At 30.5% G+C, this 17,620-nt stretch carries 14 protein-coding genes; 7 read left to right on the forward strand and 7 right to left on the reverse strand.

Annotated features, from left to right (window positions below):
- Positions 1–53: 53 nt before the first annotated feature.
- Positions 54–872 (reverse strand): 3-coathanger stack domain-containing protein, encoded by an 819-nt coding sequence (locus tag Q1A15_RS06955; protein WP_299620882.1) that lies wholly within the window; start codon positions 870–872, stop codon positions 54–56.
- A gap of 16 nt (positions 873–888) precedes the next feature.
- Positions 889–1,596, reverse strand: a complete 708-nt coding sequence (locus tag Q1A15_RS06960) for a hypothetical protein (RefSeq protein WP_299620885.1) — start codon at positions 1,594–1,596, stop codon at positions 889–891.
- A 264-nt stretch (positions 1,597–1,860) separates the two neighbouring features.
- Here Q1A15_RS06960 and Q1A15_RS06965 point away from each other — a divergent pair, with 264 nt between their 5' ends.
- Positions 1,861–5,145, forward strand: coding sequence for a glycosyl hydrolase (locus tag Q1A15_RS06965; RefSeq protein WP_299620888.1), 3,285 nt, complete (start codon positions 1,861–1,863; stop codon positions 5,143–5,145).
- 65 nt (positions 5,146–5,210) lie between these two features.
- Here the strand turns inward: Q1A15_RS06965 and Q1A15_RS06970 are convergent, their stop codons facing one another.
- A complete protein-coding gene (locus Q1A15_RS06970; RefSeq protein WP_299620891.1) occupies positions 5,211–6,554 on the reverse strand; it encodes an alkaline phosphatase D family protein in 1,344 nt (447 codons plus the stop codon).
- 164 nt (positions 6,555–6,718) lie between these two features.
- Here Q1A15_RS06970 and Q1A15_RS06975 point away from each other — a divergent pair, with 164 nt between their 5' ends.
- Positions 6,719–7,558 carry a dienelactone hydrolase family protein gene (locus Q1A15_RS06975; protein WP_299620894.1) on the forward strand — a complete coding sequence of 280 codons (840 nt, stop codon included), beginning with the start codon at positions 6,719–6,721 and terminating at the stop codon, positions 7,556–7,558.
- Positions 7,559–7,637: 79 nt separating this feature from the next.
- Here Q1A15_RS06975 and Q1A15_RS06980 read toward each other — a convergent pair whose 3' ends face one another.
- From Q1A15_RS06980 to Q1A15_RS06995, 4 genes are all read right to left on the reverse strand, one after another.
- Entirely contained in the window at positions 7,638–8,516 is an 879-nt protein-coding gene (locus Q1A15_RS06980) for a sterol desaturase family protein (RefSeq protein WP_299620897.1), read from the reverse strand.
- A gap of 3 nt (positions 8,517–8,519) precedes the next feature.
- On the reverse strand, positions 8,520–9,011 hold the full coding sequence (locus Q1A15_RS06985; protein ID WP_299620900.1) for a hypothetical protein: 492 nt from the start codon (positions 9,009–9,011) through the stop codon (positions 8,520–8,522).
- A gap of 4 nt (positions 9,012–9,015) precedes the next feature.
- Complete coding sequence (locus Q1A15_RS06990) at positions 9,016–9,735, reverse strand: VOC family protein (protein ID WP_299620902.1); 720 nt, start codon at positions 9,733–9,735, stop codon at positions 9,016–9,018.
- Positions 9,736–9,812: 77 nt separating this feature from the next.
- Positions 9,813–10,394 (reverse strand): Crp/Fnr family transcriptional regulator, encoded by a 582-nt coding sequence (locus Q1A15_RS06995; protein WP_299620905.1) that lies wholly within the window; start codon positions 10,392–10,394, stop codon positions 9,813–9,815.
- A 109-nt stretch (positions 10,395–10,503) separates the two neighbouring features.
- Between Q1A15_RS06995 and Q1A15_RS07000 the strand changes: the two genes are divergently transcribed.
- From Q1A15_RS07000 to Q1A15_RS07020, 5 genes are all read left to right on the forward strand, one after another.
- Positions 10,504–12,021 carry an aspartate aminotransferase family protein gene (locus tag Q1A15_RS07000; RefSeq protein ID WP_299620908.1) on the forward strand — a complete coding sequence of 506 codons (1,518 nt, stop codon included), beginning with the start codon at positions 10,504–10,506 and terminating at the stop codon, positions 12,019–12,021.
- The gene (locus Q1A15_RS07005; protein WP_299620911.1) at positions 12,018–13,340 is read left to right on the forward strand and encodes a lysine N(6)-hydroxylase/L-ornithine N(5)-oxygenase family protein; all 1,323 of its coding nucleotides are present in this window, start codon (positions 12,018–12,020) and stop codon (positions 13,338–13,340) included. Before Q1A15_RS07000 ends, Q1A15_RS07005 begins: the two co-directional genes overlap by 4 nt.
- A gap of 104 nt (positions 13,341–13,444) precedes the next feature.
- A complete protein-coding gene (locus tag Q1A15_RS07010) occupies positions 13,445–14,623 on the forward strand; it encodes an MFS transporter (protein ID WP_299620914.1) in 1,179 nt (392 codons plus the stop codon).
- Positions 14,624–14,626: 3 nt separating this feature from the next.
- Complete coding sequence (locus Q1A15_RS07015) at positions 14,627–17,041, forward strand: GNAT family N-acetyltransferase (protein ID WP_299620916.1); 2,415 nt, start codon at positions 14,627–14,629, stop codon at positions 17,039–17,041.
- 2 nt (positions 17,042–17,043) lie between these two features.
- Positions 17,044–17,619, forward strand: coding sequence for a GNAT family N-acetyltransferase (locus tag Q1A15_RS07020; RefSeq protein WP_299620919.1), 576 nt, complete (start codon positions 17,044–17,046; stop codon positions 17,617–17,619).
- Position 17,620 lies beyond the last annotated feature (1 nt).

The raw sequence follows: 17,620 nt of genomic DNA on the forward strand, positions 1-17,620 counted from the left end.
AATCGACCTGTAAAACTTTAGTTTTAAGGTCGATTCTGTTTTTATCAAAAGTATTATTTCTTAATAATCTTTTTATTTAAGAAACTTCCATCTTTAAATGTAATTCTAACAATATAAAAACCAGTACTATAATTACTGATGTCAAAAGAACTTTTCTTATTGAGTATAGACAGCTTATTTTTACTTTTTACCATACCAATTTGATTAAAGATTTCTATTGTATTGATATCCTTATTACTTTCTATGTTTATAGTATTTGTGATAGGATTAGGAAATATAAAAGTTGAATTGTCAGATAAAATTTCTTTGTTTCCTGCAGTACTTATTCTAATTGATCTTCCTTGTGGTGTACAACCTTCAATAAAAGCCTTAAAAATAGATCCTGATCTAGCATGAAAACCTGGTAGTAATCGAACTCGCTCACCAGCATCGTATTCAGCATTTATATTCGTTAAAATAATATTACTTGCCGAAATTCTATTCTGAGCACTTAGAAAATTAAACTGACCAGCTGTTGCTGTTTCAGTAATTACACGATTTAAAGGACAATCACCAGCACCTGAATCCAAAGTTCTAAAAGAACCCGTAAAAGGAATACTATTTCCTGAAGGACAAGCTGTAGTTACTGAATATGAATACACTGTATTTGGAGTTAATCCTCCAAAACTTGTTACTGTTTGACCTGCTGTTGCAAAAATAGTTTGTACCCCAACTACTGTTACGTTATAACCTGATGCTCCTGGAACGGGATTCCAACTAATAAAAACCGATGTCGCATTTGGTGTTGGAATTACAGAATTAGGAAACGGACAAGACTGACTGTAACTTAAAAAGCCAAATAAACTAAATAATATAATTATGATTTTCTTCATAATGGATGGTTTTAAATTATTTAGCTTCAAGAGCTTTTTCTAAAGCTTTAATTCTTCTCTCTTGTTCAATTGTGTATAATGTCAATTCTTCTACTTTTTGTAATAAAAGATTCGTCATTTTTTTTAGGTGCAATCCTTCGTCTTTAATTTCTTTTGCTGAAGGAATACCTGGTAAATGCATGTTTTCTTTAGTGTAGGCTGCAACTTCTTCAAGTGTTGGCATTGTATAATCGCTTTTTAATTGAGAAATTCCTTTGTAATATTTTTCAAAAACATAATCTGCAGGAATATTTAAATCTACACGTACTTCTTTTGCATGAATATCTCCATTAACAGTTAAAGTTGCATCAGGAATAGCTGTACGAATTCCGACACGTTGTGTTCTAGTTGCTACTAAAATTCTTGAAGGATTATTAGTGAAAGATGAAGAAACTCCAAGACTAAACTGGCCAGAGTTAGGATCAAATCTTATAGTACCTCCATATCTAGATGGATCGGTATCTGAACCATTATTAGGATTAAACCTAAAACCAATTTGCTGTGTACCTCCATTATGAAAATACATTCCTGTTCCAACTTGAAAAATAGATTGTGGATTATTAGTACCTACACCAACATTTCCAAATCTATATATATTTCCAGATGTTCCAGTGCTTCCTGCCCATTGTCCGTAGCTAAAAAAAGCTGTTAAAATAAGTAGTAATGATAAAGTAATTTTTTTCATGATATTAAATTTTATTATTTCGATTAGAGAAATAAAGTTTAGATTTTATACTACACTTATCAATACAATTTTCAAATGCGTAATTGTTTTTTTCAAATACGCTTTTACTTCTAAATATTATAGTAGTTTTATTAACATATAATTAAGAAAAACCGAGGTTTACTGCTTACAAAACAGAATAATTTGTTTGAAATTTCTATAATTGATTACTTACGATTTTTGTTTTGTAATTTGGACACATATCAATCAAGAAATTTATAATAAATGAAAAAAGCACTTGTCATTATACTTGGTATGCTATTTAGTTTTTCCCAAGTTTGTGATGCACAAAAAAGAAAAAAAAGGAAAACTTCAGAGAAGTCTCCTTTAGCATCAATTAATATTTCTGGCCTTAAGTGGAGAAATGTTGGTCCAGCTTTAACTTCTGGTAGAATTTCAGATTTTGCTTTCAATCCTAAAAATCCATACGAATATTATGTTGCTACAGCAGCAGGTGGAGTTTGGAAAACTGTAAATGCAGGAGTTACTTACGAGCCAATTTTCGATTCACAAGGTTCTTATTCTATCGGTTGTATTACTATGGATCCAAATAATTCAAATGTAATTTGGGTTGGAACAGGAGAAAATAATAATCAGCGTTCCGTTTCTTACGGAGATGGAATTTACAAATCTTTAGATGGAGGAAAGTCTTGGCAACATATGGGGTTGAAAAACTCTGAACATATTGGAAAGATTATAGTTCACCCTGAAAATTCTGATATTGTTTATGTAGCTGCTATCGGACCTTTATGGAGTAAAGGAGGAGATAGAGGTTTGTATAAAACTGAAGATGGAGGTAAAACTTGGAAATCTGTAATTAAAGTTGACACTCATACGGGGGTTAATGACGTAGTTATGGATCCAAGAGATCCAAATATTTTATATGCATCAACTTTACAAAGAAGACGTCATGTGTATACTTATGTTGGAGGCGGACCAGGTTCTGCAATGCACAAAAGTACTGACGGAGGTGAAACTTGGACTAAGATCAACAAAGGTTTACCAAATGTTGAATTAGGTCGTATTGGTTTAGCTATATCTCCAGCGAATCCAGAAAAAATATATGCTATTGTTGAAGCTGCGAACAGAAAAGGTGGTTTTTACGTATCAACAAATAGAGGAGCGAGTTGGAAAAAACAAAGTTCTCATGTAACAAGTGGAAATTATTATCAAGAAATTATTGCCGATCCTGTAGATGAAAATACAGTGTATTCAATGGATACTTGGATGTCTGTAACTCATAATGGAGGAAAATCATTTGAGTTAGTAGGAGAGGACACCAAACACGTAGATAATCACTGTATGTGGATTAATCCAAATAACAACAAACATTGGGTTGTAGGTTGTGATGGTGGTATTTACGAAACTTTCGATGCTGCAAAAACTTGGGATTTCAAAGAAAATTTACCTGTTACACAGTTTTATAAAGTTGCTTTAGATAATGATTATCCTTTTTATAATATTTATGGAGGAACTCAAGATAATTTTAGTTTAGGAGGACCATCAAGAGTTTTAACAAATCATGGAATTCGTAATTCAGAATGGTTTATTACTAATGGAGGAGACGGTTTTGAGTCTCAAATCGATCCTAATAATCCGAATATTGTGTATGCGCAATCTCAATATGGAGGTTTAGTTCGTTTCGATAAAAAGAGTGGAGAAAAAGTAGGAATTAAACCTAAAGCTAGAAAAGGTGAAAATGCATATCGTTTTAATTGGGATGCACCATTAGTGGTAAGTAAGCACGCGCCTGGAAGATTATATTTTGCAGCGAATAAAGTATTTAGATCTAATGATTACGGAAATACTTGGGAAGTTATTAGTGATGATTTATCACAACAAATAGATCGTAATACATTAAAAGTTTACGATAGAGTAGTGAGTATTGATGCGGTAATGAAAAACGGTTCTACCTCACTTTATGGAAGTGTTGTTGCTTTTTCAGAATCTCCAATAAATAAGAATCTTTTAGCTGCTGGTACAGATGATGGTTTAATTCATATTTCTGAAAATGGTGGACAATCTTGGCGTAAGATTTCTAACGTTCCTGGAGCTCCAAATCAATCATATGTGAATAGTGTGTACTTATCAAGACACAATGAAAATGTAATTTATGTAGCTTTCAATCATCATAAATATGGTGATTTTAAGCCGTATATTTTTAAATCAACAAATAAAGGAGCAAGCTGGACTTCTATTGCTTCTAATCTACCTGAAAGAGGTAGTGTTTATGCAATTGAAGAAGATCATGTAGATAAAAATCTGTTGTTTGTAGGAACTGAATTCGGTGCTTTCTTTACACCAAATCAAGGACAAAATTGGAAACAATTAAAAAGTGGATTACCTACAATTGCTGTTAGAGATATAGCAATTCAAGAACGTGAGAATGATTTAGTTTTAGGAACATTCGGACGTGGTTTTTATGTTTTAGATGATTATTCTGTTTTAAGAACTATTGAAAATGCAAAACCAACTGAAAAAGCTAAAATTTATCCAATTCGTACAGCTTTAATGTGGGAAAAAAGTAGCCCATTAGGATTACCAGGAAAAGCTTTTCAAGGAGATAATCATTATACAGCTAAAAACTTAGGGCCAGAAGCACTTATCACGTATTATTATGATTCAAGTTATAAGTCTTTAAAAAGTGAAAGACAAAAAAAGGAGAAAAAATTAACCAAATCTGGTTCAGATACTCCTTATCCAAGTTACGATGATTTAAAAGCTGAATCTGATCAAGCTAAAGAAGAATTAGTTTTCATTATTAAAGATAATAGCGGAAGTGTAGTTAAAAAGGAATTTAAATCAGTTCGTAAAGGAGTTCAACGTTTCCACTGGAATTTAAGATATACACCTCAAGATCCTATAAATTTAAGTAGACCTGGTTTTTATAATCCATTTAGTGGAAATAGAGAAGGAACATTAGTTTTTCCAGGAAATTATACTGTAGAAATGGCTTTATTAAAAGATGGAGTTTTAGAAACATTAACAACTCCAGTATCTTTTGTTGTAAAAGCTTTGAATAATGTAGAAATGCCAGCTAAGGATCGTTTAGAAAAAGTGGCTTTCCAAAAGCAATTGGCAAAATTACAGGCAGATATGGGAATTACACGTAATCTATTATCTGATTCAAGAAATAAAATACGTTACATCAAAGTAGCTATTAAACAAGCTGAACAACCATTAGGAAGCTTATTAGCTGAAGTGAAAGAGATAGAAGAACAATTAGAGAAAATGCAATTAGAATTATATGGAGATCCTATCAAACGTAGATTAGATATCGATCAACCATTATCGCCTGCTAGTCGTTTAGGTTCTATCGGATATGAACAAAAGTATTCTACAGCAACACCAACAAATACACATAGAGAAAGTTATGCTATTGCTAAAGAACAAATCACTGTAGTAAAAAGGATAGCTGAAAAAGTGTATAATGAAGATTTAAAAGCGTTAGAAAAGAAGTTAATCAATTTAGGAGCACCATATACTCCTGGAAGAGGATACAAAGATTAAAGCTTTTAAATTCAAATTGATATAAAGTAAAAGTGCCTGTAAATTTACAGGCACTTTTTTTATAATTATCTTCTTCTAGATTTGTATTTTAAATCTCTAGCTTTAATCTTTTTAGTCCACATTTCTTTACCATCTTTATTCAAAATTTGAATGGTTAAAACTCGATCAGTACGAGGGCCACTAACTTTCATTAATCCAAAATTATGTTCACCAACTAAGGTTTCTTGTAATTTATAATTATTGAATTCTTCTTTACTTGCATGCGCTCCAGAAGTTAAAGGAGAACAAGTTAAATCATATAAAGGATAAACACTACTACTTTCTTTCATAACACTTAAAGCTGTGTGATGACGATCTCCATCTAAGAAAATAACACCTTCAATTTTTGCTTCTCTAATTTTACGAATTAAATAAGCTCTTTCCTTTGGAAAAGTAGCATAGTTTTCGTGCATTGCTTCAGAACTCAATACTTGACCTCCAATAGCAATAAATTTAAACGGAGCTCTACTAGACGATAATGCATTAATTAACCAGTCTATCTGATCTTTACCTAACATTTGACGTTCACCTGTAAAATTCCTATTTGCAGTTCTATAATAACGATTGTCTAATAAGAAAAAGTCTAAATCTCCCCATTGAAAAGAACCTGTAATTCCACCAGTTCCTAAAGCATCGTAATTAGGATTTCCCCAGAAAAGTTTAAACATTTCAGCAGCTGTATTTTTTAAAGGAAAACTTCCATCAGAATCGTTTGGTCCAAAGTCATGATCATCCCAAATTGCATAATTATGTGTAGAAGCTAATAATGGTTGTAATTCTTTTAAAGATCTTGTATGCGTATATCTATGTAAAAAACCAGTACGAGAATTCCAATCAGCTTCTCTTAAATATGTATTATCGCCTAACCATAGCATAAAATCAGGTCTTTTAGAATGCATCGTTGTAAAAATCTCATAATTACTTCCATAAGGTTTTCCCGGTCTATCAAAACGCGTTTCATTAATATAAGTACAACTTCCTATTGCAAAATTAATTTCAGGAGGATCTGTTCTCCACTGCCAAAGTGTTTGCGATTGAAATTCCATAGGATAATCTCGTTTCACTTTTTTACCATTCACAAATACTTCATAAGTATATTTTTTTCCTGGTAAAACTTTATCTGCTACTAATTGAGCAACAAAACCATCTTTTTTATTGGTTGTAAAAACATCTGTTTTAAAGCGTTCTTTCGGATTTAATTTATCAAAATATTCAAAATGAACTTCAGAAGCTTTAGTAGTTTGAACCCATAATAAAACTTCACGCATCGTTGAATATCCTACCATCGGACCCGATTGAATTTTTTCTTGTGCAAATCCTACTAAGTTGGTTACTAATAGTAATCCAACAAGTAATAATTTTTTAGTCATGAAATTAAAAATTAATACAATTAATGAATTGGTTATCTAACAAAGTTAAAGCTATTGTTTGATATAACGTTTTGTAAAACTAAAGAAACTATTATTTGAGTATTAAAACATCATTTAAAATAACAATGAGTATATTTATATCACCAAATAAAATACTGTTACTAATGAAATTACTTAATACTTTTATTGTATGCGCTGCACTAGCTTTAGTGGTGTCTTGTAAGGAAAAAACTGAAACTAAACCTAAAGTAGATGAAGTTGCTAAAGAATTACCTATTAAAGTAAAAGGAGAAGAAGTTACTTATGTTTCTGATTCTACAAATTTAAAAGGATATATAGCTTTTGATGAAAACAAAAAAGGAAAACGACCAGGAATTTTAATAGTTCATGAATGGTGGGGACATAATGATTATGTAAGAGAACGTGCAGACATGTTAGCCAAGTTAGGTTATACAGCCATAGCTGTAGATATGTACGGAGATGGAAAACAGGCAAATCACCCAGATGATGCAGGAAAGTTTGCAGGAAGTGTTATGAAAAATTTACCAGTAGCGAAAAATCGTTTTAATGCTGCTGTAGAATTATTGAAGAAACATGAATCTGTAGATGGTGAAAAAATAGCTGCTATTGGATATTGTTTCGGAGGAAGTGTCGCATTAACAATGGCAAACAGTGGATTTGATCTAGATGCTGTTGCTGCTTTTCACAGTGGAGTTGCTTTACCTGTCATGCCTAATAAAGATTTAAAAGCTCAAGTTTTAGTATGTAATGGAGCAGATGATCCTTTTGTAAGTCCAGAATCTGTTACAGCATTTAAATCTGCTTTAGATTCAATAGGAGCGAAGTACCAATATTTTTCTTATCCTGGAGCAAAACATAGTTTTACTTCAAAAACTGCAGATGCTAATGGAGAAAAATTCAATTTACCTTTAGCTTATAATGCAGAAGCAGATCAGAAATCTTGGAATAGCTTACAAGAGTTATTAAAAGAAGCATTTAAATAATTTTAGAGTATGAATTTTACTTAAAATAAAAACGCGAAAACTAATTATAGTTTTCGCGTTTTTTTAATAATCTAAATCCTTATTTAGGAAGCCAATCTGGCGGTTTTATTAATACTAGGAACTTATTTTTAAATCCATGTACAGATTTCATTTTTTTACTCAAACGAGTAATTCCGTGGAAAAATACTTTGATAGGATTTGTACTATTTAACGGTTCTGAAATTCCGTATTTTACTGTTTCAACTTCAGGCTCAAAAGTCCCGAAGATTCTATCCCAAATAATTAAAATTCCTGCATAATTTTTATCCCAATATTGCTTATTAGAACCATGATGCACACGATGATGAGATGGAGTATTAAAGATAAACTCAATAGGTTTTGTCAATTTCCCAATGATTTCTGTATGTAATAATGTTTGAAATACTTGTACAAAAACCTCTGAAAGTAATACCAAAATAGGATCGAAGCCTAACATTACAATTGGTAATGAAAATACAATTGGCATAATAGCATCTAACGGACCAAATCGATATGCAACAGACATATTAAAATGTGGTGAACTGTGATGAACTGTATGTGTTGCCCAACCAATTCCTATTCTGTGCATGGTTCTATGTTCCCAATAATAAGCAAAATCAGCAAGTAAAATACATGAGATAATTGTAATCCAATTTAATTCTAAATGTGGTAAACTAAAGTTATTATACAACCAATAATAAACCTTAGTAATTGCTAATAAACCAAGAATAATTTCGATAAGAAAAAAAGCTCCAAAAGTGATAATATTGGCAATACTATCAAAAATTAATTCCTTATTTAAACGTTTTTGCCAAGCATATCTAATCAATTCTATAATAAAGAATGGCAGTATTATATATATTAAACTTAGGTCATTAAATATGTAGAACCAATAATTTACATCAATCCAATCTAGTTTTTCTGATAAATATTCAATCATAATTTATAATCTTTTCCAAGTTTCACTATCACTATATCCGAAATAATCATAACTTAAAATAAAGCTATTATTATCAATAATCTTAATGGTACAAGGAACATTGTATACATTATTCTCATATTTAATATTGTAAACTCCTTTACCACTTTTACTTCCTACTGATGTTATGATCAGTATTTTTTTATTTTTTGCTTTCTCTCTATAACCTTCCATATCTATATATTCATAAGTATATGCATTGAAAGTATTTCCGTCTTTTTTAATATTATAAACTATAGCTCCTTTAAAAGTTTCAGAATTATAATTCACTTTCCATTTGCCAACTAACGTTTTAGTCTTTTTTATTTTATTTGTATCTGATGACTTTACAGGTATTTTTGAACTAGTAGTTGCATTCTCATTTTGCTGATTATTAGTATAACTAAAATATTGAGCTGTTCCTGTTAGCAATAGAATTACAAATACACTTCGAACTATTAATGTTGAGTTTTTCATACACTTAGTTGTTTATATTTTGAATATAAAAGAAGGCTTCAGTACCATCAGAGCATAATTTTCGAGTTCCTTCATCAAAAATTAGTGATCCGCCATTTTCTTTAATGTTTTTTAATGTTGAATCAACATTCTCAACACTAAATGTGCAAATCCAATATTCATATTTACTTCGTATAGTTTCAGGAATTTCATGGATATTAGCTATATGTTCTTTGTCTGTATTAAACACTTCATAACTAGTTTTATCAATACAATTGAAATTCCAATCAAACAACTTTTCATAAAAAGAAATTGCCTTTTCAATATTAGAAACATGAAGCTCATTAAATAGTAAACCACCATTTAAGTTATGATATCTAGCGTTTAGATAATTTCCATCGTAAATAGTAAATCCAGCACCTAAAGTATCTCTAATAAGTGCAACATTACCAAAAGAACTATCATGAGTTACTAATTCAATAATTCCACCAAGTTCTCTGGCTTTCTCTACACTTTTATCTACATCATTTACTTGAATGTAAGACATCCAAAATGCAGGCATTTTTATTGCTTTAAACTTATCTGGAGTTTCATATAAACCTGCTACAGGTTTATCAGTTTTATAAGCTGTATAATATTCATTATCGTTTGCATACAACCAACCGAAAACATTTTCATAAAACTGTTTTGCTTTTTCTGGTCTGTAGCACGACAAATCGGCCCATATAAAATTATTCTGTTTCATATCCGTTGTTATTGAATGTGATACTGCAAAATTATAAGAGCTTTGTTTATCTTTTTTTGACCTATATCAAAATCGAATTATTTTCTTATTCTACTTAATGTTTCTTGACTAATACCAAGCATAGAAGCTATGTGTCCAAGATTTGCGATTTGTGTAATATTAGGAATTGCAGAAATTAATAAATCATATTTTTCTTTAGCAGATAAGAAGTAATAACCTTTATAAAAATCATCTATTAAGGCCATTTGCTCTTCAACCAGTAAACGACCAAAACGTTCTAATTCTGGATAAAGCTTATATAAATCTTGCCATTTATCATATGTTATAGCAACAATTTCAGTTGCTTCAGTTGTTTCTAAATAGTCTTTTGAAGGAGTTTGTGACAAGTAACTGTGCCATGAAGTGAATATACCTCCAGTATAGATCCAATGGGTAATATCTTTGCCATTTTTATAAAAAAATGTTCTAACTGCGCCACTAATTATAAAATATAGTTCTTTACAGGTTTTACCTTCACTAACTAAATTTTCTCCTTTTTCTAAAGTTAAATATTCTATCCTGTCTACAATTGCTTCAGAAGCCTCATCAGATAAAGAGATATAATTATTTATAAAATTTATAAAATCAGCAGAGGAGTTGTTCATTTTTTGATCTATCATTCTAAAATTAAAGTTATAAAAATTACGTCTTTTTTAATCCTTTTTCCGTCATAATTTAATTGAAACTCATTAATAATTTTGCTTTTATTATTAAGACTAAATAAAAATAATGATTGTAAACGCAGCTCCTCCTTTTAAAGAATTGTCATTAAATAATTATCTTTTTAATGACGAGTCACTTAAACTATATGAAGATTACATATCTAAAACTTTAGATCATGTTCAAAAGTTTTTAGCGAATCGAAAGTTTTATAAAGGAGATGATTTAGAGGAAATACGAAACAATAAAGAGAAAGCAAAACTAGTAAGTATAGCTAATTCAAGTCCTATAGACCATGTTTTAAATGAATTAAACTCATTATATATAGAAAATGCAATTTGCTTTCATAATCCTAATTATGTGGCGCATTTAAACTGTCCTATTACTTTGCCATCTATTGTAGCAGAACTTATTGCTACAACTGTAAATACAGCAGTTGAAACATGGGACCAAAGTACTTCGGCAACTTTTATAGAACAAGAAGTCATTCGTTGGATTTGTAATGAATTTAGCTTTAATGATCAATCAGATGGAGTTTTTACTAGTGGTGGAACTCAATCTAATTTTATGGCTTTATTAATGGCCAGAGATCATTATGCTTTTGAGAACTTCGGAATCAACATCAAACAGAATGGATGGTCTGAAGAAGTAAATAAATTCAAAATCTTCTGTTCAGAAAAATCACATTTCAGTATTCAAAAAAATGCAGCTTTATTAGGGTTAGGTTACGATGCTGTAATTCCGGTTAAAGTTGATGCTAAAATGCGAATGGATACTGAAGCTTTATACGTGGCCATTGAAAAAACAAAGCAAGAAGGAAACATTCCTATTGCTGTTGTAGCTACGTTAGGAACTACAGATTACGGAAGTTTTGATCCGTTACAAACTATTGGGAAAATTGCTAAAGAGCAAAACATGTGGTTACATGTAGATGGAGCTTATGGAGGCTGTTATGTATTAACAGAAACTCATAATCATCACTTTAAAGGTATGGATATGGTAGATTCTGTAACTGTAGATTTTCATAAAACATTATTCCAACCTGTTAGTTGTAGTGCATTTTTAGTTCAAGATAAAAGTCATTTTAAGTATGTGTCTTACTATGCAGATTATCTTAACCCTATTGAAAATAAAGATATTGAGCGTCCTAATCTAATTGAAAAATCTATCCAAACAACAAGAAGATTCGATGCTTTAAAAGTTTGGTTAACCTTAAAAACTTTAGGAACTAAAACTATTGCAGCGTATTTAGAACAAGTTCATGAGTTAGCAAAGCAAGTATACGATTACATGAATGATAATCCGAATTTCGAACTTGCTCATGTACCAGAATTAAGTACTGTAGTTTTTAGATATAAAAACTCTGAAGCAGCACACGAACCAACTCACGACGATGTGAATTTATATATCAAAAACACTTTGTTTAAAGCAGGTAAAGCTTCTATTGCAAGTACTAAACTAAATGGAAACATCTTCTTAAAATTCACTTTATTAAATCCTAAAAATACAATACAAAACTTATTGAATATTGTTCGAATGATAGAAGAAACAGGAAAACAATATCAACCAAAAACCGAATTATTATGAATAAAAATGTAGCAGATTTTATTGCAGTAGGAGTAGGGCCTTTTAATTTAGGTTTGGCTTGTTTAACAGATCCAATCGAAAATTTAAATGGAATTTTCTTAGATAAAAAAGAAAAGTTTGATTGGCATCCGGGAATGTTATTACAAGATACAACGTTACAAATTCCATTTATGGCAGATTTGGTAACATTAGCTGACCCAACAAATAAATTCAGTTTCTTAAATTATATCAAAGAAAAAGGAAGAATGTATTCGTTTTACATTCGTGAAAACTTTCTGTTATTAAGAAATGAATACAATCAATATTGTCAGTGGGCAATTGAAAGATTATCAAATGTTCATTTTAATACAGAAGTGACTCATATTAATTATGATGAAAATCAAGGAATTTATATAGTTACATCTACTTGTAAAAAGACAAATGAAATAAAAATTTATAAGGCTAAAAAATTAGTACTTGGTACAGGAACTCCACCTTATATTCCAGAGTGTTGTAAAAAACTAAAGGGAAAAGCAGTGCATTCTTCAGCATATTTAAATCATAAAGAAGAATTACAAAAGCAAAAGAAAATTACTGTACTAGGAAGCGGTCAGAGTGCTGCTGAGATTTTCTATGATTTACTACAGGAAATAGATACTGTAGGATACGAATTAAATTGGATTACAAGATCTCCAAGATTCTTCCCTTTAGAATATTCTAAGTTAACATTAGAAATGACATCTCCAGAATATGTAGATTATTTCTACAATTTATCTAGTGAAAAAAGAGATGATTTAATTAAAAATCAGAAACATTTATACAAAGGAATTAATAGTGATTTAATTGCTGCTATTCATGAGACTTTATACACAAAAAGAGTTCTTTCTGAAGAACCATTAAAAGTTTCTTTAAGAACGAATACCGAGCTTATTGAAACAAAAATAGAAGACAATACAGTTACTTTAGAATTACATCAAGTTGAACAAGATAAATACTTTAAACATGAAACTGAAGGTCTTGTTTTAGCTACTGGATATTCTTACCAATTACCTGATTTTATAGAAGGTGTTTCTGAAAGAATTCAGTGGGATGATAAAGAACGTTTTGATGTAGCACGTAATTATAGTATAGATATTAATAAAAACGAAGTCTTTGTTCAAAATGCTGAACTACATACTCATGGTTTTGTAACTCCAGATTTAGGAATGGCAGCGTATAGAAACTCTTACATTATTAAAGAAATGACAGGAGTAGAACATTATTCTATTGAAAATAAAATTGCTTTCCAACAATTCGGTGTGAGTCAAGAAGAAGAAATTCTAATGAATTTAATCAATTAGTAAATATGTAAATCGTCGTTGCTAGTGAAATGTAATGAAGCAATCTATAGGCAACCAAGTAGATTGTTTCATTCACTGGTAAATGATGAAATTCAAACAAACAAATGAAATTAAAAAACTTTTTGATTTTAATGACTTTAGTTGCTGTTGTTAGCGATTATTTATTACATCCTTTTTACCCGCAATTTTTTGAATTGCGTTTTGGTGTAAAAGATCCAGAAATGGTTGGTTATTACTTTGCTGCGATATGCTTTATGGTAATGATTGCTTTCCCATTTTGGGCTTATGTTTCTAAGAAAGTTTCAGAGTTGAATATATTAGTGTATACTCAGTTTGTAGCTGGAATTTTAGCATTATATTGCTTTTATACCAGTTCATACATCACTTTTTGGATTGTTTCTTTAGTAATGATTTTATTCAAAGGAAGCTACCTTCTAGTATATCCTTACATTCTAAAAATAATAACAAAAGAAGAACATCCTAAAACCATTGGATTATTATCTGTTGTTGTGCATTTAGGCGGAATTTTAGGTGCAGTAATTGGCGGATTAATAGTAGATTTAATTGATCCTAGAAATATCTTTTTAATCATGGCTGCTGGAGATTTTATCCAAATGGCAATGAGCGGATATTTATTAAAGAGTGATAAATATGCTACAGGATTAATTGTTTCAGACGAAGTAGTAAATTCTGAAGAGAAATTTATTCCTAAAGGTTTTATTTTGAAATTGGGATTAATAACACTGATTTTATATTTCAGTGATTTCTTAATTAGACCGTTTTTCTCGTTGTATTGGGAGAGCTTTTCAGCATATAAAACTAAATTCATATCAGGAACAGTGTATGCGATTCCTGGATTTGTAGCATTAGTCACATTATGGATTAATAATAAAAGAAAAACTCAAGATGGTTATAAAGGTATTATCAATGCACTTTGTATCGCTTTAATCGGACTTTTTCTTCAAGGAATTCCTTCTGATGCTTTTGTAGTAATTGGTAGAATAGTTTACGGATGGGCAATTTTTCAAGGTGTTGTGAAATTCGACATTCTTTTATTCGAATTGAGTACACCAGATTCTTATGCTTTAGATTATAGTAAAATACATTTTTTTCAAAATCTAGGAGTGTTATTAGCTTCATTAAGCGTAGGAGTAGTAGTTGAAAAATATGGACTACAAATACCGTTTTCTATTGCTTTAGGCGGATTTATACTAACACTTGTTTTGTACTTCTTCGTATTTAAATCTGTAAGAATAACTCATAAAGAACTTGCTAAAACCTAATCGATGAGTCAACAAAAATCAATTTTCAGTAAAACATATAATTCAATAGGTCAAATAAACATAAGACCTTTTGATATAAAAAGCGATAGTGAGTTTTTACATTCTTGGGTTACAAAAGAATATGCCTTTTTCTGGGGAATGCAGCATGCAACTTTAAAAGATGTAAAAAAAGAATATAAGAAATTAACTACTCCAGAACATTACGATGTATTTGTAGGAGAATATAATAACGAACCTGCTTTTGTATTAGAACGATACGATCCAAGACAAGATATTGTAGGAGAATATTATAAAGCAAACCATAATGATTGCGGAATACATATTATTGTAGCTCCGCCATCTGAAAAAAAGATACCAAACTTTACTTGGTTCATGTTTAGAGCTATTATGGACTTTGTTTTTTCTAATAATTCTGTATACAGAATTTTAGTAGAACCAGATATTCGTAACAAGAAAATGTTTGCATTATGTCAACGTATTGGTTTTCAATTATATAACATTGTAGAATTACCTCACAAAACAGCACAGTTAGCTTTCTTAACTAAGAAAAACTATCAACAAAAAATAAAAACACTTTTACCTTCAAAAAGAAGTAGTATGAATACTATAGATAATGTGGTTTCTCCACAACAATCAACCCAACATATACAACCAATGGTTTGGCAACAGGCCAATAGATTATTGGTTAAAAAAGCGTTATGTGAATTTTCACATGAGTTATTAATACAGCCTGAACTCATTTCATCTATAGATAAAGGATTCAACCATTATAAAGTTTATGCAGATCAAAAGGAAATTCGATATGAATTTTATGCTAAACCTATGGCTATGAATCATCTTTTAATTGATGAGTTTTCAATTAAGAAGTTGGATAATGATATAGAATCTGAATTAGATGCCATTCATTTCATTAAGGACTTTAGAAAAGCCTTAGGTATAGCAGATGAAAAAATGCCTGTTTACTTAGAAGAAATTATTAGTACTCTATACGGAAGTGCTTATAAAATAACTAAAGGAAATCCTACAGCAAAAGAACTAGCAACTGCAGACTTTCAAACTATAGAACAATCCATGACAGAAGGTCATCCTGGTTTTGTTGCCAACAATGGAAGGATTGGTTTCGATAGTACAGATTATCGTTCTTATGCTCCAGAAGCTGGAAATTCTTTTTCGTTATTATGGTTAGCCGGACATAAAAGTAAAGCTGTTTATGCTGCTTTGGAGAGTTTACCTTACGAAAAATTGATTCAACAAGAATTAGATCCAGCAACAATAGTTCGATTCAATAATACAATTCTAGAAAAAGGACATCGACCAGAAGGTTATCTGTTTCTTCCAATTCATCCATGGCAATGGTTTAATAAGTTGGCAAATATATTTGCACCAGAAGTTGCTAAAGGAGATTTAATATGTCTAGGATATAGTCCAGATCAATATTTGGCACAGCAATCAATAAGAACACTTTTTAATACAACGAATCCCCAAAAATTCTACACCAAATCTGCCTTATCAATCTTAAACATGGGCTTTATGAGAGGTTTGCCATTATATTACCTAGGAACAGCTCCTAAGATGGCAGTTTGGTTGGAGAATTTATTATATAACGATAATTATATTAAAGAGAACGGATTCAGAATGTTAAGTGAAATCGGATCTGTAAGTTATGTTAATCCTTATTTCGAAGAATTTGGGCCGCATAACGATTATAATAAAATGTTAGCATCATTGTGGAGGGAAAGCCCGTATTCAGTTGTAACAAAAAATCAAAAGCCAATAACTATGGCGGCTTTACTCCACATTGATCATCATGGAAATGCGTTATTACCTGAAATTATTAAAGATTCAGGAATTTCAATTGATGATTGGGTTAGAAAATATTTAAAAGCATATTTAAGTCCGATGTTACATTGTTTCTATTATTATGATTTAGTATTCATGCCTCATGGAGAAAATATCATTTTAGTTTTAGAGAATAATATTCCTGTATATGCTTTACTAAAAGATATTACTGAAGAAGCTTGTATTTTAAGTCCAGATGTAGATTTGCCAGATCATTTAAAACGTATGTATGCACCTGTACCAGAAGACGTGAAAATACTTTCAATTTTTACAGATATGTTTGATGGTTTCTTTAGGTTTTTAGCTCCAATTTTGTTTGAACACGCACAATATTCAGAAGAACGTTTCTGGGAATTAGTAGCTGAAAATGTAACGGAATACCAAGTGCATTTCCCTCAACTTTCAGAAAAATTCGAAAAATATGACATGTTTGCAGATGATTTTAAATTATCATGTTTAAACAGGTTACAATTAAACAATCATAAACAAATGATTGATTTAGATGATCCTGTCGCATTACTTCAATTTGCAGGTGATTTAGAAAACCCTATTGCACAATTTAAAACTCAAACAGTATAGTTATGATTTCTACTAATGTTGTAGTTTTTTCTAAGGATATTCCTAGTGTTGGAAATATGAGTATTCGTCCTATCAATTTAGAAGAGGATATCAATTTTCTTCATTATTGGGTAACTCAAACTTATGCAAAGTATTGGGGAATGTTAGGTCAAAGTATTGAAGAAGTAAAACAAGCTTATCAAGAAATAGAGGATAATGCTAATCATCACACTTTTATTGGTTTATTGAATGATGTTCCTGTCTTTTTGATGGAACGATACAAAGCTCAAGAAGATGAAATCGCAGCACATTATAATGCTTTACCAAATGATTACGGTATGCACATTCTTGTGGCTCCAGTAGAAAAAAGAATTCCTCAATTTACATGGCACGTATTTGCTACCATTATGGAATATTTCTTCAGCTTACCTTTTGTAGAAAGGGTAGTAGTTGAACCAGATAAAAACAATGAAAAAATTCATGTTTTGAATAAGAAAGCAGGTTTTGTTTATGAAAAAGATATAGAATTATCGCATAAAATAGCCTCACTAGCTTTTTGTACAAGAGAATTATTTCAAAAAGCAATTAATAAGATATAAA

It is taken from the genome of uncultured Tenacibaculum sp., from assembly GCF_947495995.1.
In the GTDB taxonomy this organism is placed as follows: domain Bacteria; phylum Bacteroidota; class Bacteroidia; order Flavobacteriales; family Flavobacteriaceae; genus Polaribacter.

Bases quoted from the DNA above. Each gene is read 5' to 3' on its own strand.
- Q1A15_RS06955 (WP_299620882.1), bottom strand. From the start codon at position 872: ATGAAGAAAATCATAATTATATTATTTAGTTTATTTGGCTTTTTAAGT.
- Q1A15_RS06960 (WP_299620885.1), bottom strand. From the start codon at position 1,596: ATGAAAAAAATTACTTTATCATTACTACTTATTTTAACAGCTTTTTTT.
- Q1A15_RS06965 (WP_299620888.1), top strand. From the start codon at position 1,861: ATGAAAAAAGCACTTGTCATTATACTTGGTATGCTATTTAGTTTTTCC.
- Q1A15_RS06970 (WP_299620891.1), bottom strand. From the start codon at position 6,554: ATGACTAAAAAATTATTACTTGTTGGATTACTATTAGTAACCAACTTA.
- Q1A15_RS06975 (WP_299620894.1), top strand. From the start codon at position 6,719: ATGAAATTACTTAATACTTTTATTGTATGCGCTGCACTAGCTTTAGTG.
- Q1A15_RS06980 (WP_299620897.1), bottom strand. From the start codon at position 8,516: ATGATTGAATATTTATCAGAAAAACTAGATTGGATTGATGTAAATTAT.
- Q1A15_RS06985 (WP_299620900.1), bottom strand. From the start codon at position 9,011: ATGAAAAACTCAACATTAATAGTTCGAAGTGTATTTGTAATTCTATTG.
- Q1A15_RS06990 (WP_299620902.1), bottom strand. From the start codon at position 9,735: ATGAAACAGAATAATTTTATATGGGCCGATTTGTCGTGCTACAGACCA.
- Q1A15_RS06995 (WP_299620905.1), bottom strand. From the start codon at position 10,394: ATGATAGATCAAAAAATGAACAACTCCTCTGCTGATTTTATAAATTTT.
- Q1A15_RS07000 (WP_299620908.1), top strand. From the start codon at position 10,504: ATGATTGTAAACGCAGCTCCTCCTTTTAAAGAATTGTCATTAAATAAT.
- Q1A15_RS07005 (WP_299620911.1), top strand. From the start codon at position 12,018: ATGAATAAAAATGTAGCAGATTTTATTGCAGTAGGAGTAGGGCCTTTT.
- Q1A15_RS07010 (WP_299620914.1), top strand. From the start codon at position 13,445: ATGAAATTAAAAAACTTTTTGATTTTAATGACTTTAGTTGCTGTTGTT.
- Q1A15_RS07015 (WP_299620916.1), top strand. From the start codon at position 14,627: ATGAGTCAACAAAAATCAATTTTCAGTAAAACATATAATTCAATAGGT.
- Q1A15_RS07020 (WP_299620919.1), top strand. From the start codon at position 17,044: ATGATTTCTACTAATGTTGTAGTTTTTTCTAAGGATATTCCTAGTGTT.